This is a genomic window from Escherichia ruysiae (genome assembly GCF_031323975.1).
Taxonomy (GTDB): domain Bacteria; phylum Pseudomonadota; class Gammaproteobacteria; order Enterobacterales; family Enterobacteriaceae; genus Escherichia; species Escherichia ruysiae.
Genome location: NZ_JAVIWS010000001.1, coordinates 2,385,667 through 2,401,150, shown reverse-complemented (window position 1 = coordinate 2,401,150; position 15,484 = coordinate 2,385,667). Strand labels below are relative to the sequence as shown.

The following is a 15,484-nucleotide window of genomic DNA, read 5'->3' as shown; positions in this document are numbered from 1 at the left end:
TGAAAAGTGTGGCCTGATGAGAGTTCGATGTAAACATTGCGGCAGTATCGCATCCGGCAAATAGCGCCAGACGCGATACAAAGGTCATTTACTGATTACCCACCTGATCGCCATACGGCAGAGTGTCGTAATCGATCAGCGCGTTTTTCTTGTACGGGTTGCCAATCCAGCGGGTGGTTTCTTTGAACTGCGGGTTCACCACCGAACGGGTTGGATCGTAACCGTCGTAAGATAAGCCCGCCAAATCCGACCAGGTGTGGATCAGTTCCGCCAGGCTGTATTTACGATCAACATCCTGTGAGAAATCACGCGGATGAGTCGCTTGCCATTTTTCCGACGTCCACAGCAGGAACGGAATGGTGTACATATGACGCGTCGGGTTGTCTTCGTTACGCCCCTGAGTTTTGTGCGGCGGCGTGTCGTAAACCTCTTCACCGTGGTCAGAGAAGTAAACCAGGAAACCGTTCGGGTCTGCTGCTTTAAAGTCTTTAATCAGGCTGGCAACCACATGATCGTTATACAAGTTAGCGTTGTCATAATCGTTATATGACTCCAGTTCTTCTGCGCTTAATCCCGGCGGAACATGATCGGTATTGCCATCAAACTTGCCCTGATTTTCCGGGTAGCGGTATTTGTATTTGATATGCGTACCCAGCAGATGAACGATGATCAGTTTCTTCGGCGCAGGGTCATTCAGCACTTCCTGGAACGGCTTCAGCACGTTGGTGTCGTATTCACGCGCACTCTGCGTACGTTGCTGGTTCATGTAGTACTGCTTGTCGGTCTGGCGCGAAAATACCGTCAGCATGGTATTGCGGGCGGTCATCGTCTGCTGGTTGGTGATCCAGAAGGTTTTATACCCCGCCTGTTTCATCATGTTCATCAGCGACGGTTGCGTCAGATACAGGTCAGGGTTCTTTTCGTTGGCAAAAGTCAGCGCCTGTTGCAGGATTTCAATGGTGTACGGACGAGACGTAACCACGTTATTAAATACGGTCAGATTCGGATCGGTTTTATGCAGCGCATCCAGTTCTGGCGTGGTTTCACGCGGATAACCATACAGACTCATACGTCCACGCTGGGTTGACTCGCCAATCACCAGTACCAGGGTGCGTGGTTCGTTGCCCGATTCATCTTTGAAATTAGCCAGCGGCGGTAATGCATTATTTTCATTCAGCAGCTTCGTCAGCGAGTTAAGTTGCTGGCGATACTGATAATAACCAGTCAGGAATTGCCACGGGGCGGCAGGCTCCATGCGCGATGCCAGGTTATTCAACGTTTTCTCAAACGGCTTGTTTTTGATAAACGTATTCATGGCGATCGGATGCAGAATCAAACCGTAAAGCAGGGCAAAAGAGACGATATAACGCCACGGCTTCGGAATATAGACCGGGCGCAGGCGTGTCCACAGCAGAACTGCCACCGCCGTATAGGCCAGCGCGATAAGCACAATCTTCAGGCTGAAATACTGGCTTAAATACTCGCTGGCTTCGTTGGTGTTGGTTTCAAACATCACAAACAGAACGCTCTGCGAGAACTCCTGACCGTAGATGACGTAGTAGCACAGCGCCGCCAGAGAGGCCGCCCACAGCACCACGCCGATCACTGCGGCAATAATTTTAATCCGCTTCGGAAAGAGGAATACCGGGATCAACCACAGCGAACTGAACAGCAGTGAGTCGCGAATGCCGTTGGTGCCGCTGTAGCCGCTGATGTAAATAATGGCCTGTAACAGGGTAGAGAAAAACCAAAAGTAGAGCAGTGCCCAACCCAGGGCTTTCCAGCTAAAAAGGGGTTTAGTCTGGACTTCAGTGGAATGCATAGTAAGAACCCGTTTTGGATAATAGCGCCGAATGTAAGGACAAAACCTTAAGGATATCTGAAGGGATATCCAGAATCTGGGTGAAATGCAGACAGAAATATATTGAAAACGAAGGTGTTAGAACAGAAGTATTTCAGAAAACCCTCGCGCTATTGCACGAGGGTTGATAGAGGATGGGGGTTAGCCGGTATTACGCATACCTGCTGCAATTCCGGCAATAGTGACCATCAACGCTTGTTCGACGCGGGGATCCGGCTCCTGGCCTTCTTTTTCTGCCTGGCGGGAGCGGTGCAGCAACTCTGCCTGCAGTACGTTCAGCGGGTCAGTGTATATATTTCGTAGCTGAATAGACTCGGCAATCCACGGTAGATCGGCCATCAGATGGGAATCGTTGGCAATTGCCAGCACCACTTTGATGTCTTCTTCTTGCAGATTGCGTAACTCTTTACCTAACGGCCACAGCTCTTTGTCGACCAGGCGTTGGTCATAGTATTCCGCCAGCCACAGGTCTGCTTTGGCGAAGACCATTTCCAGCATTCCCAGACGCGTTGAGAAGAACGGCCAGTCGCGGCACATGGCTTCCAGTTCGCTCTGTTTGCCATCTTCCACCACTTTTTGCAGCGCAGTACCCGCGCCCAGCCAGGCTGGGAGCATCAGGCGGTTTTGTGTCCAGGCAAAAATCCACGGAATTGCGCGCAGTGATTCGACGCCGCCGGTCGGGCGACGTTTCGCCGGACGTGAACCTAACGGCAGTTTGCCCAGTTCCTGTTCCGGCGTGGCGGAGCGGAAGTATGGAACAAAGTCTTTGTTTTCACGCACATAACCACGGTAGAGATCGCAGGAGATGACCGAAAGTTCATCCATAATGTGACGCCAGCTCTCTTTCGGCTCAGGCGGTGGCAGCAGGTTGGCTTCCAGAATCGCCCCGGTGTACAGCGACAGGCTGCTGACCGTGATTTCTGGCAGACCGTACTTAAAGCGGATCATCTCGCCCTGTTCGGTCACGCGCAGGCCGCCTTTCAGGCTTCCTGGCGGTTGCGATAGCAGCGCCGCATGAGCCGGTGCGCCGCCGCGACCAATAGAACCACCGCGACCGTGGAACAGCGTCAGTTCAATACCCGCTTTTTCGCAGGTTTTGATTAACGCATCCTGTGCCTGATATTGCGCCCAGGAAGCTGCCATCACTCCCGCATCTTTTGCTGAGTCGGAATAGCCAATCATCACCATCTGTTTGCCCTGAATCAGGCCGCGATACCAGTCGATATTCAGCAGCTGGGTCATGACATCGTTGGCGTTGTTCAGGTCATCGAGAGTTTCAAACAGCGGTGCGACTGGCATCGCAAATCCAATACCTGCTTCTTTCAACAGCAGGTGAACGGCCAGTACGTCGGACGGCGTTTTCGCCATCGAGATCACGTAGGCGGCAATCGAACCTTGCGGTGCTTCGGCAATCACCTGACAGGTATCAAGCACTTCGCGCGTTTCGGCGCTTGGTTGCCAGTTGCGTGGCAGAAGCGGACGTTTGGAGTTCAGTTCGCGGATCAGGAACGCCTGTTTGTCGGCCTCTGACCAGCTTTCGTAGTCGCCGATGCCGAGATAGCGGGTCAGTTCACCCAGTGCTTCGGTATGACGGGTGCTCTCCTGACGGATATCAATACGCACCAGCGGTACGCCGAAACATTTCACGCGGCGCAGAGTGTCGAGCAGATCGCCGTTGGCGATAATGCCCATACCACACGCCTGAAGGGACTGGTAGCAAGCGTAGAGCGGCTCCCACAGTTCTTCGTTCTGCGTCAGCAGACCTTCCGGCTTCGGCAGTTCTTCGCCTTTCAGACGCGCTTCCAGCCAGGCCTGTGTTGCCATCAGGCGGGAACGCAGGTTTTTCATCAGATAGCGATACGGTTCTGCGGCACCTTCTTCGCCGACCAGCGCCAGCAGTTCAGGGGTTGCTTCAACCATCGACAGTTCAGAAACCAGAACCTGAATATCTTTCAGGAACAGGTCGGTTGCTTTCCAACGGCTGAGCAGCAGGACGTGGCGGGTGATATCGGCAGTGACGTTCGGGTTGCCGTCGCGGTCGCCGCCCATCCACGAGGTAAAACGCACCGGAACAAATTCGACGGGCAGTTTGTAGCCGAGATTCTCTTCCAGTTGTTCGTTCAGTTCGCGCAGGTAATTCGGTACGCCTTGCCACAGGCTGTTTTCTACTACGGCAAAGCCCCATTTGGCTTCATCTATCGGGCTTGGGCGCAGCTTACGGATTTCATCGGTATGCCATGACTGGGCGATCAACTGGCGCAGGCGGCGCATCAGTTGGTTGTGTTCGTAGTCGGCGATATCTTTGTTGTCGAGCTGTTTTAAGCACGCGTTCACTTCCACCATTTTGTGGATCAGTGTACGACGAGTAATTTCGGTTGGGTGCGCAGTGAGTACCAGTTCCAGCGACAGTGATTCCACCGCTTTTTTGATGGTGTCTTCGCTCAGTTCCGGCTGGTTTTTCAGTTTACGCAGGGTGCGGGCGATCACTTCCGGGTTGCTGGCAGCCTCGCCTTTCGGCGAAATGCTGTGGTATTGCTCGGCGGTGTTTGCCAGGTTCAGGAACTGACTAAACGCACGCGCAACGGGCAGCAGCTCGTCGTTCGACAAATTTTGTAAGGTGGTGAGCAACTCCTGGCGGTTAGCATCATTGCCAGCGCGTGAAGATTTGGACAACTTACGGATAGTTTCTACGCGTTCAAGAATGTGTTCTCCCAACGCATCCTTGATGGTTTCTCCCAGCACTTTGCCGAGCATACTGACATTACTACGCAATGCGGAATATTGTTCGTTCATATAACCCCAGACACCCCATCTTATTGTTTGAAGCCCGGTATCCTTCACGTCGCATTGGCGCGAATATGCTCGGGCTTTGCTTTTCGTCGTCTTTTATAAAGCCACGTAAAAGCGGTGACGTCAAATGCTGCGAAATCGCTTCAGCAAACGAATAACTAGCAGGAATTTACGCCATTAAATTCACGATGATTTAAATAAGCGTAACTTATGGAAATGTTAAAAAATCACCATACATAACACCAAAGGTGTAGGTCGGATAAGATGCGCAAGCATCGCATCCGACATTATTGCGGCACTGGAGTTTGGTAACAGTCTCGGATGCGGCGCAAGCGCCTTATCCGGCCTACGGTTGGGCACCGTTTGAGTCACTGTAGGTCGGATAAGATGCGCAAGCATCGCATCCGACATTATTGCGGCGCTGGAGTTTGGTAACAGTCTCGGATGCGTCGCGAGCGCCTTATCCTGCCTACGTTTTAATGCCAGCAGAAATGGTGAATGACCTGGGTGATCAGTTCGCGGGTGGGTTTAATAAACCGCGTCTCCAGATATTCATCAGGCTGATGAGCCTGATTAATTGAGCCTGGACCCAACACTAGCGTCGGGCATAACGTCTGAATAAACGGCGCTTCGGTACAGTAGTTCACCACTTCGGTCTTTGCTCCGAGCAATTTCTCAACCACTTCAACCAGTTGATGATTTGGCGGGCATTCATAGCCAGGGATCGGCGGATGCAGCTCGTCGACCGTCAGACGACCCGGCCAGCGTTCGCTCACCGGAGCCAATGCATCGTTGAGCAAACCATTAAGTTCATTGAGCGTCATGCCAGGCAACGGACGAATATCCATATGCAACTCGCAGCAAGCGCAAATACGGTTAGAGGCGTCACCACCGTGAATATGCCCAAGGTTGAGCGTGGGATATGGCACGGTAAACGCTTCGTAGTGATAACGCTCTTTCAGGTTATCGCGCAATTGTAAAATATGACCGATGGCGTCGTGCATCAGTTCGATAGCGTTAACTCCGCGCGACGGATCGCTGGAATGCCCCGACTGACCCAGAATGCGAATGGCATTGGAGATGTGGCCTTTATGCGCGCGTACCGGTTGTAGCGACGTCGGTTCGCCAATGATGGCGCAATCCGGGCGCAGGGCGGTAGTTTCGGCAAAATAACGCGCTCCGGCCATACTGGTTTCTTCATCGGCAGTCGCCAGAATGTAGAGCGGTTTTGCCAGCTTCGTGACGTCGACGTCGCGTAGCGCATCGAGGATAAACGCAAAGAAGCCTTTCATGTCGGCGGTGCCTAAGCCGTAAAGCTTGCCGTCATGCTCCGTCAGCGTAAACGGATCGCGCGTCCAGCGACCGTCATCAAACGGCACCGTATCGGTATGACCCGCCAGCAGCAAGCCGCCAGCACCCTGTCCGCAACTGGCCAGCATATTAAATTTGTTGCGAGTTCCTGGCACAGGCTGCACTTCCACATTGAAGCCTAAATCTTTAAACCAGCCCGCCAGCAGAGTGATTAAATCTGCATTGCTTTGATCGAGTGCCTCTTCCGTGGCGCTTATTGAAGGTGTGGCAATCAGAGCACGGTAAATCTCGATAAATGGCGGTAATTTGTTTTTCATTGTTGACACACCTCTGGTCATGATAGTATCAATATTCATGCAGTAATTGTGAATAAAAATACACTAACGTTGAGCGTAATAAAACCCACCAGCCGTAAGGTGAATGTTTTACGTTTAACCTGGCAACCAGACATAAGAAGGTGAATAGCCCCGATGTTGAATACGCTGATTGTGGGTGCCAGCGGCTACGCTGGCGCAGAGCTAGTGACCTATGTAAATCGCCATCCGCATATGAACATAACCGCTTTGACTGTTTCAGCGCAAAGCAATGATGCGGGAAAGTTAATCTCCGATTTGCATCCGCAGCTAAAAGGCATCGTTGATCTGCCGTTGCAGCCGATGTCGGATATCAGCGAGTTTAGCCCAGGGGTGGACGTGGTGTTTCTCGCTACTGCCCATGACGTTAGCCACGATTTAGCACCGCAATTTCTTGAAGCGGGCTGCGTGGTGTTTGACCTTTCCGGCGCGTTTCGTGTTAACGACGCTGCCTTCTATGAAAAATATTACGGCTTTACCCATCAATACCCGGAACTGCTGGAACAGGCCGCTTATGGTCTGGCGGAGTGGTGCGGCAATAAATTAAAAGAAGCGAACTTAATTGCGGTGCCGGGATGTTATCCGACGGCGGCACAACTGGCGCTGAAACCGTTGATTGATGCCGATCTTCTCGACCTCAGTCAGTGGCCGGTGATTAACGCCACCAGCGGTGTGAGCGGAGCGGGACGTAAGGCAGCGATTTCAAACAGCTTTTGTGAAGTTAGCCTGCAACCGTATGGTGTCTTTACCCATCGCCATCAGCCGGAGATCGCCACGCATCTCGGTGCTGACGTTATCTTCACCCCGCATCTGGGCAATTTCCCGCGCGGCATTCTCGAAACCATTACCTGCCGCCTGAAACCGGGTGTGACCCAGGCGCAAGTCGCGCAAGCGTTACAGCGGGCGTATGCGCATAAACCGCTGGTACGGCTATATGACAAAGGCGTTCCGGCACTGAAAAATGTCGTCGGGCTGCCGTTCTGTGATATCGGGTTTGCCGTTCAGGGCGAGCATCTGATTATTGTGGCGACTGAAGACAATTTATTGAAAGGTGCGGCGGCACAAGCGGTACAGTGCGCCAATATTCGTTTCGGTTATGCGGAAACGCAGTCTCTTATTTAAGGGTGCAATGATGAATCCATTAATTATCAAACTGGGTGGCGTACTGCTGGATAGTGAAGAGGCGCTGGAACGTCTGTTTAGCGCACTGGTGAATTATCGTGAGTCACATCAGCGTCCGCTGGTGATTGTCCACGGCGGCGGCTGCGTGGTGGATGAGCTGATGAAAGGGCTGAATCTGCCGGTGAAAAAGAAAAATGGCCTGCGGGTAACGCCTGCGGATCAGATAGACATTATCACCGGAGCACTGGCGGGAACGGCAAATAAAACCCTGCTGGCATGGGCGAAGAAACATCAGATTGCGGCCGTAGGTTTGTTTCTCGGTGACGGCGACAGCGTCAAAGTGACCCAGCTTGATGAAGAGTTAGGCCATGTTGGACTGGCGCAGCCAGGTTCGCCTAAGCTTATCAATACGTTGCTGGAAAACGGTTATCTGCCGGTGGTCAGCTCCATTGGCGTAACGAACGAAGGACAACTGATGAACGTCAATGCCGACCAGGCGGCAACGGCGCTGGCGGCAACGCTGGGCGCGGATCTGATTTTGCTCTCCGACGTCAGTGGCATTCTCGACGGCAAAGGGCAACGCATTGCCGAAATGACCGCCGCGAAAGCAGAACAACTGATTGAGCAGGGCATTATTACTGACGGCATGATAGTGAAAGTGAACGCGGCGCTGGATGCTGCGCGCACGCTGGGCCGTCCGGTAGATATCGCCTCCTGGCGTCATGCGGAACAACTTCCGGCACTGTTTAACGGTATGCCGATGGGTACGCGGATTTTAGCTTAAGTTTTGTTAGCCGGAGGCGCAGCTTTCCGGCATTGAATTTCAAAATAAGGAAACAGAGTTATGGCACTTTGGGGCGGGCGTTTTACCCAGGCAGCAGATCAACGGTTCAAACAATTCAACGACTCACTGCGTTTTGATTACCGTCTGGCGGAGCAGGATATTGTTGGCTCTGTGGCCTGGTCCAAAGCCCTGGTAACGGTCGGTGTGCTGACCGCAGAAGAACAGGCGCAACTGGAAGAGGCGCTGAACGTGCTGCTGGAAGATGTTCGCGCCAGGCCACAACAAATCCTTGAAAGCGACGCCGAAGATATCCATAGCTGGGTGGAAGGCAAACTGATCGACAAAGTGGGTCAGTTAGGCAAAAAACTGCACACCGGGCGTAGCCGTAATGATCAGGTAGCGACTGACCTGAAACTGTGGTGCAAAGATACCGTTAGCGAGTTGCTGACGGCTAACCGGCAGCTGCAATCGGCGCTGGTGGAAACCGCACAAAACAATCAGGACGCGGTAATGCCAGGTTACACTCACCTGCAACGCGCCCAGCCGGTGACGTTCGCTCACTGGTGTCTGGCGTATGTTGAGATGCTGGCGCGCGATGAAAGCCGTTTGCAGGATGCGCTTAAGCGTCTGGATGTCAGCCCGCTAGGCTGTGGCGCGCTGGCGGGAACAGCCTATGAAATCGACCGTGAACAGTTAGCAGGCTGGCTGGGCTTTGCTTCGGCGACCCGTAACAGTCTCGACAGCGTTTCTGACCGCGACCACGTGCTGGAACTGCTTTCTGCTGCCGCTATCGGCATGGTGCATCTGTCGCGTTTTGCCGAAGATCTGATTTTCTTTAACACCGGCGAAGCGGGGTTTGTGGAGCTTTCTGACCGCGTGACTTCCGGTTCATCATTAATGCCGCAGAAGAAAAACCCGGATGCGCTGGAGCTGATTCGCGGTAAATGCGGTCGAGTGCAGGGCGCGTTAACCGGCATGATGATGACGCTGAAAGGTTTGCCGCTGGCTTACAACAAAGATATGCAGGAAGACAAAGAAGGTTTGTTCGACGCGCTCGATACCTGGCTGGACTGCCTGCATATGGCGGCGCTGGTGCTGGACGGCATTCAGGTGAAACGCCCACGTTGCCAGGAAGCAGCGCAGCAGGGTTATGCGAATGCTACTGAACTGGCGGATTATCTGGTGGCGAAGGGCGTACCGTTCCGCGAGGCGCACCATATCGTGGGTGAAGCGGTGGTGGAAGCCATTCGTCAGGGTAAACCGCTGGAAGATCTGCCGCTGACCGAGTTGCAGAAATTCAGCCAGGTGATTGGCGAAGATGTCTATCCGATTCTGTCGCTGCAATCGTGCCTCGACAAGCGTGCGGCAAAAGGCGGTGTCTCACCGCAACAGGTGGCGCAGGCGATTGCTTTTGCAAGGGCGCGTTTGGGGTAACCTTGTTATTTTGCTCCCCTGAGAATGGGGAGTTTGCCTGATGTGCTTTGTTTATCATGTCTACGTAGTGTTGTACTTGTAGGCATGATAAGACGCGACAGCGTCGCATCAGGCAGTATTCTGTTGACCTTAAATTTAACGCCCAACCAGAACCATTATTTGTCACATGCCTTTTTATTCTTGCTTTACTCTCCCTATAAAAATCATTTTTAAATACACCAGGCGATACACAGTTTAATTAATTGAATATAATTAATTTCTATTGTTGTGTTTATTTTTAAGATTGATGGTGTTTATTATGTGATTATTTAACGCGTTGTTTTAACGATGATGATTAATAGTGTAGGTCAAATTTGAGGATATTTTTGTTCTCCGCCGGAAATTTTTGTTTTTAATGTGATCACGGTTGAATAATCACTCTTTCTCTCTTGTATGGTAGTAGGTGCGTAATTAAGTTTGAAGCGTCTATTTACAACACTGGAGATTGCAATAATGAAAATTATTGCTGCGGACGTTTTTGTTACTTGCCCCGGGCGTAATTTCGTTACGCTTAAAATAACCACTGAAAGCGGACTTTGTGGATTAGGAGATGCCACGTTAAATGGCCGCGAATTGTCGGTCGCTTCTTATCTGAAAGATCATCTTTGCCCACAATTAATCGGCCGCGATGCCAGCCGTATCGAAGATATCTGGCAATTCTTTTATAAAGGCGCTTACTGGCGGCGTGGTCCCGTCACGATGTCGGCCATTTCTGCCATTGATATGGCGTTGTGGGATATCAAAGCTAAAGCAGCCAATATGCCGCTGTATCAACTGCTTGGCGGTGCTTCTCGTGAGGGCGTGATGGTTTATTGCCATACCACCGGGCGCACGATTGATGAAGTTCTTGAGGATTATGCAAAGCACCAGCAGATGGGCTTTAAGGCGATTCGTGTGCAGTGCGGTGTGCCTGGGATGCAAACCACCTATGGCCTGGCGAAGGGCAAAGGGCTTGCGTATGAACCGGCAACCAAAGGCCAGTGGCCGGAAGAGCAGTTGTGGTCTTCAGAAAAGTATCTCGACTTTACGCCGAAGTTATTTGAGGCGGTGCGCAATAAGTTCGGTTTTAACGAACATCTGTTGCATGACATGCACCATCGCCTGACCCCCATCGAAGCGGCGCGCTTTGGAAAGAGCATTGAAGATTACCGCCTGTTCTGGATGGAAGATCCAACGCCTGCCGAGAATCAGGAATGTTTCCGTTTGATTCGCCAGCATACCGTGACGCCAATTGCGGTCGGAGAAGTGTTTAACAGTATCTGGGATTGCAAGCAGTTAATCGAAGAGCAGTTAATTGACTATATTCGCACCACGATAACCCATGCAGGCGGCATTACCGGGATGCGGCGGATTGCCGATTTTGCATCACTTTATCAGGTACGTACCGGTTCGCACGGTCCTTCTGATTTATCGCCCATTTGCCATGCGGCGGCGCTGCATTTTGACCTCTGGGTGCCAAACTTCGGAGTTCAGGAGTACATGGGCTATTCCGAACAAATGCTGGAAGTCTTCCCGCATAGCAGGCGCTTCGAGGAGGGGTATATGCATCCGGGCGATGAACCGGGGCTGGGTATTTCTTTCGATGAGAAACTGGCGGCGAAATATCCGTATGACCCGGCGTATCTCCCCGTCGCACGACTGGAAGATGGCACATTGTGGAACTGGTAATAACGGTTCGTTTAATTATTTTCTGAATAGTCATCAAATCGATTAATTCCGCTCAAGGAGCTAAAAATGGACGTTGATGTGTCAACCAGTGTTGCGGGTAATAAATCGCAACGGATTCGTCGTATTCAGACAGTGACGCTGGTTTTATTATTTATGGCGGGGATCGTTAATTTCCTCGACCGTTCGTCACTGAGTGTGGCAGGCGAAGCGATTCGTGGCGAGTTAGGATTATCGGCGACAGAGTTTGGTGTTTTGCTTTCTGCATTTTCTCTGTCTTATGGTTTTTCACAACTTCCTTCCGGTATTTTGTTAGATCGTTTTGGTCCACGAATAGTATTAGGCGCAGGTTTGATATTCTGGTCATTAATGCAGGCATTAACAGGAATGGTTAATTCTTTTAGCCACTTTATTTTAATGCGTATTGGTCTGGGTATTGGCGAAGCGCCATTTATGCCAGCGGGGGTGAAATCTATTACCGACTGGTATGCACAAAAAGAACGCGGCACGGCGCTGGGAATTTTTAACTCATCTACCGTTATCGGTCAGGCCATCGCGCCTCCTGCTCTTGTATTGATGCAGTTGGCATGGGGCTGGCGGGCGATGTTCGTTATCATCGGCGTAGCGGGGATTCTGGTTGGGATTTGCTGGTACGTGTGGTATCGCAACCGGGCGCAGTTTGTCCTGACCGACGAAGAACGGACGTATCTCTCTGCGCCGGTTAAACCGCGTCCACAGCTGCAATTTAGCGAGTGGCTGGCGCTGTTTAAGCACCGGACAACCTGGGGGATGATTTTAGGTTTCTCTGGGGTTAACTATACCGGTTGGCTCTACATCGCGTGGTTACCCGGTTATTTGCAGGCCGAGCAAGGTTTCAGTCTGGCGAAAACGGGCTGGGTGGCGGCGATTCCTTTCCTCGCGGCGGCGGTCGGGATGTGGGTTAACGGTATTGTTGTCGATCGACTGGCGAAAAAAGGCTACGACCTGGCGAAGACGCGTAAAACGGCTATTGTCTGCGGTTTGATGATGTCGGCATTAGGAACGTTGCTGGTCGTGCAATCTTCCTCGCCTGCGCAAGCGGTGGCGTTTATCTCAATGGCGCTGTTCTGCGTGCATTTTGCGGGAACATCTGCATGGGGACTGGTTCAGGTGATGGTGTCAGAAACAAAAGTGGCTTCCATCGCCGGGATTCAAAACTTTGGTAGTTTTGTCTTTGCTTCCTTTGCTCCGATCGTAACCGGCTGGGTGGTGGATACCACGCACTCGTTTAATCTGGCGCTGGTTATCGCGGCCTGTGTGACCTTCACTGGTGCGCTGTGTTACTTCTTTATCGTCAAAGATCGCATTGAGTAAGTATTGCAGCCTGGCCCTCCGCTGGAGGGTCGGAAGAAATAAAAAAAAGCGGATCCTGGAGATCCGCAAAAGTTCACGTTGGCTTTAGTTATTCGAGTTGAGAAACTCTCGAAACGGGCAGTGACTTCAAGGGTTAAAGAGGTGCCGCTCCGTTTCTGTGAGCAATTATCAGTCAGAATGCTTGATAGGGATAATCGTTCGTTGCTATGCTACCTATCGCCATGAACTATCGTGGCGATGGAGGATGGATAATGAATATTCGTGATCTTGAGTACCTGGTGGCACTAGCCGAACACCGCCATTTTCGGCGTGCGGCAGATTCCTGCCACGTTAGCCAGCCGACGCTTAGCGGGCAAATTCGTAAGCTGGAAGATGAGCTGGGCGTGATGCTGCTGGAGCGAACCAGCCGTAAAGTGTTATTCACCCAGGCGGGAATGCTGCTGGTGGATCAGGCGCGTACCGTGCTGCGTGAGGTGAAAGTCCTTAAAGAGATGGCAAGCCAGCAGGGCGAGACCATGTCCGGGCCGCTGCACATTGGTTTGATTCCCACGGTCGGGCCTTACCTGCTACCGCATATTATCCCGATGCTGCACCAGACCTTTCCAAAGCTGGAAATGTATCTGCATGAAGCGCAGACCCACCAGTTACTGGCGCAACTGGACAGTGGCAAGCTCGACTGCGTGATCCTCGCGCTGGTGAAAGAAAGCGAAGCATTCATTGAAGTGCCGTTGTTTGACGAACCAATGTTGCTGGCTATCTACGAAGATCATCCGTGGGCGAACCGCGAATGCGTACCGATGGCCGATCTGGCAGGGGAAAAACTGCTGATGCTGGAAGATGGTCACTGTCTGCGCGATCAGGCGATGGGCTTCTGCTTTGAAGCCGGGGCGGATGAAGATACACATTTCCGCGCCACCAGTCTGGAGACGCTGCGCAACATGGTGGCGGCAGGTAGCGGGATCACTTTACTGCCTGCGCTGGCTGTACCGCCAGAGCGCAAACGCGATGGCGTTGTTTATCTGCCGTGCATTAAGCCGGAACCACGCCGCACTATTGGCCTGGTATATCGTCCTGGCTCACCGCTGCGTAGTCGTTATGAACAACTGGCAGAGGCCATCCGCGCACGAATGGATGGCCATTTCGATAAAGCGTTAAAACAGGCGGTTTAAGCCGTTTAGTGCCGCTACCCGATAGGCTTCCGCCATGGTCGGGTAGTTAAAGGTGGTGTTAACGAAGTACTCAATGGTGTTGCCGCCACCTTTCTGTTCCATAATCGCCTGCCCGATATGAATAATTTCGGCAGCGCGCTCGCCAAAGCAATGAATCCCAAGAATCTCTTTTGTTTCCCGATGGAATAAGATTTTCAGCGTACCCACGTTCATGCCAACGATTTGCGCTCGCGCCAGATGTTTGAACTGGGCGCGACCCACTTCATACGGCACTTTCATCGCGGTCAGTTGCTGTTCGGTTTTACCGACTGAGCTGATTTCCGGGATGGTGTAGATGCCGGTAGGGATATCTTCAATCAGATGCGCGGTGGCTTCACCTTTCACCAGCGCCTGTGCGGCGATGCGCCCCTGGTCATAGGCCGCCGACGCTAGGCTCGGATAACCAATCACGTCGCCCACGGCATAAACATGCGGCTGTGCGGTTTGATACATGCTATTGACCTTAAGCTGGCCACGACTGTCAGTTTCCAGACCAATATTATGCAGCGCCAGCGAATCGGTATTACCGGTGCGGCCGTTGGCATAGAGCAGGCAGTCGGCTTTTAGTTTCTTGCCTGATTTCAGGTGCATGATTACACCGTCGTCACAACCTTCAATCTTCTCGTATTCTTCGTTGTGACGAATTACCACACCGCTGTTCCAGAAGTGGTACGAGAGAGAATCTGACATCTCTTGATCAAGAAACGCCAACAAACGATCGCGGGTGTTGATCAGATCCACTTTCACATCCATTCCACGGAAGATCGATGCGTATTCGCAGCCGATCACTCCGGCACCGTAGATAAGCACGTGGCGTGGTTCGTGATGCATGCTAAGAATTGAGTCGCTGTCGTAAATGCGCGGATGGGTAAAATCAACGTCCGCCGGATGATATGGACGAGAGCCGCAGGCAATAACAAATTTTTCTGCGGTCAGCGTTTCGACCGTGCCGTCCGGGCAATCAAGCGCCAGCGTGTGCTCGTCAACAAAGCGAGCGTTCCCCTGCAATATTTCGCAGTGATTACGTTCGTAAAATCCCTGACGCATACGTGTTTGTTGATTAATCACATTATCGGCATGGTTAAGGATATCGGCAAAAGAAGAGCGGAGCAGTCGCGAATGGTCGCTGTAAAGTGGGTTTTGATTGAATTCTATAATGCGGCTGACGGCGTGACGGAGAGCTTTCGACGGGATGGTGCCCCAGTGGGTGCAACCGCCGCCAACATTTTGATAACGCTCGATAACTGCGACGCGCGCACCTTGCTTAACCAGACCCATTGCAGCGCCTTCGCCGCCGGGGCCGGAACCTATTACTATGGCATCGTAATCGTAGGAATGTGGCATGGTAGGGCTTACCTGTTCTTATACATAAAAGCAACAGAATGGTAACATTTTATCGCGGGTAAGCCAATTGATCCCCGTCATTTATCTGGCTATATCGTGAGCGGCCTTTGCTTTGTCTTCCTCCTTCTTATTTTATTTATTCACTATTAATCGCTTTTTCTTGTGACTGGCAGTTTTATCTTGATGAAGTGTGCTTTTTTGTTATTGTCTTTGTGAAATT

Annotated in this window: 10 protein-coding genes; 6 read left to right on the top strand and 4 right to left on the bottom strand. The window is 51.9% G+C overall.

Going from position 1 to position 15,484, the window contains the following annotated elements; translation table 11 throughout:
- Positions 1–88 precede the first annotated feature (88 nt).
- The 3 genes from RGV86_RS11690 to argE form a co-directional block, all read right to left on the bottom strand.
- The gene (locus RGV86_RS11690) at positions 89–1,822 is read right to left on the bottom strand and encodes a phosphoethanolamine transferase CptA (RefSeq protein WP_000556328.1); all 1,734 of its coding nucleotides are present in this window, start codon (positions 1,820–1,822) and stop codon (positions 89–91) included.
- A 180-nt stretch (positions 1,823–2,002) separates the two neighbouring features.
- On the bottom strand, positions 2,003–4,654 hold the full coding sequence (ppc, locus tag RGV86_RS11685; RefSeq protein ID WP_001005563.1) for a phosphoenolpyruvate carboxylase: 2,652 nt from the start codon (positions 4,652–4,654) through the stop codon (positions 2,003–2,005).
- A gap of 473 nt (positions 4,655–5,127) precedes the next feature.
- Positions 5,128–6,279 carry an acetylornithine deacetylase gene (gene argE, locus RGV86_RS11680; RefSeq protein WP_085461436.1) on the bottom strand — a complete coding sequence of 384 codons (1,152 nt, stop codon included), beginning with the start codon at positions 6,277–6,279 and terminating at the stop codon, positions 5,128–5,130.
- A gap of 153 nt (positions 6,280–6,432) precedes the next feature.
- Between argE and argC the strand changes: the two genes are divergently transcribed.
- From argC to oxyR, 6 genes are all read left to right on the top strand, one after another.
- Complete coding sequence (gene argC / locus RGV86_RS11675; RefSeq protein ID WP_085461435.1) at positions 6,433–7,437, top strand: N-acetyl-gamma-glutamyl-phosphate reductase; 1,005 nt, start codon at positions 6,433–6,435, stop codon at positions 7,435–7,437.
- Between the two features lie 7 nt (positions 7,438–7,444).
- Entirely contained in the window at positions 7,445–8,221 is a 777-nt protein-coding gene (gene argB, locus RGV86_RS11670) for an acetylglutamate kinase (RefSeq protein ID WP_077629745.1), read from the top strand.
- 60 nt (positions 8,222–8,281) lie between these two features.
- Positions 8,282–9,655, top strand: a complete 1,374-nt coding sequence (gene argH, locus RGV86_RS11665; RefSeq protein WP_001230092.1) for an argininosuccinate lyase — start codon at positions 8,282–8,284, stop codon at positions 9,653–9,655.
- Between the two features lie 492 nt (positions 9,656–10,147).
- Positions 10,148–11,362, top strand: a complete 1,215-nt coding sequence (gene manD / locus RGV86_RS11660; protein WP_309508373.1) for a D-mannonate dehydratase ManD — start codon at positions 10,148–10,150, stop codon at positions 11,360–11,362.
- Between the two features lie 66 nt (positions 11,363–11,428).
- Positions 11,429–12,712 carry an MFS transporter gene (locus RGV86_RS11655; protein WP_085461433.1) on the top strand — a complete coding sequence of 428 codons (1,284 nt, stop codon included), beginning with the start codon at positions 11,429–11,431 and terminating at the stop codon, positions 12,710–12,712.
- A gap of 251 nt (positions 12,713–12,963) precedes the next feature.
- The gene (gene oxyR / locus RGV86_RS11650; protein ID WP_001025936.1) at positions 12,964–13,881 is read left to right on the top strand and encodes a DNA-binding transcriptional regulator OxyR; all 918 of its coding nucleotides are present in this window, start codon (positions 12,964–12,966) and stop codon (positions 13,879–13,881) included.
- On the opposite strand, the gene sthA is transcribed toward oxyR, so the two are convergent.
- The gene (gene sthA / locus RGV86_RS11645; RefSeq protein WP_001120821.1) at positions 13,864–15,264 is read right to left on the bottom strand and encodes a Si-specific NAD(P)(+) transhydrogenase; all 1,401 of its coding nucleotides are present in this window, start codon (positions 15,262–15,264) and stop codon (positions 13,864–13,866) included. The two genes, oxyR and sthA, sit on opposite strands and share 18 nt — an antisense overlap.
- Between the last annotated feature and the right edge of the window lie 220 nt (positions 15,265–15,484).

Coding starts and splice junctions, on each gene's coding strand:
- RGV86_RS11690 (WP_000556328.1), bottom strand. CDS start 1,822: ATGCATTCCACTGAAGTCCAGACTAAACCCCTTTTTAGCTGGAAAGCC.
- argE (WP_085461436.1), bottom strand. CDS start 6,279: ATGAAAAACAAATTACCGCCATTTATCGAGATTTACCGTGCTCTGATT.
- argB (WP_077629745.1), top strand. CDS start 7,445: ATGATGAATCCATTAATTATCAAACTGGGTGGCGTACTGCTGGATAGT.
- oxyR (WP_001025936.1), top strand. CDS start 12,964: ATGAATATTCGTGATCTTGAGTACCTGGTGGCACTAGCCGAACACCGC.
- sthA (WP_001120821.1), bottom strand. CDS start 15,264: ATGCCACATTCCTACGATTACGATGCCATAGTAATAGGTTCCGGCCCC.
- argC (WP_085461435.1), top strand. CDS start 6,433: ATGTTGAATACGCTGATTGTGGGTGCCAGCGGCTACGCTGGCGCAGAG.
- manD (WP_309508373.1), top strand. CDS start 10,148: ATGAAAATTATTGCTGCGGACGTTTTTGTTACTTGCCCCGGGCGTAAT.
- ppc (WP_001005563.1), bottom strand. CDS start 4,654: ATGAACGAACAATATTCCGCATTGCGTAGTAATGTCAGTATGCTCGGC.
- argH (WP_001230092.1), top strand. CDS start 8,282: ATGGCACTTTGGGGCGGGCGTTTTACCCAGGCAGCAGATCAACGGTTC.
- RGV86_RS11655 (WP_085461433.1), top strand. CDS start 11,429: ATGGACGTTGATGTGTCAACCAGTGTTGCGGGTAATAAATCGCAACGG.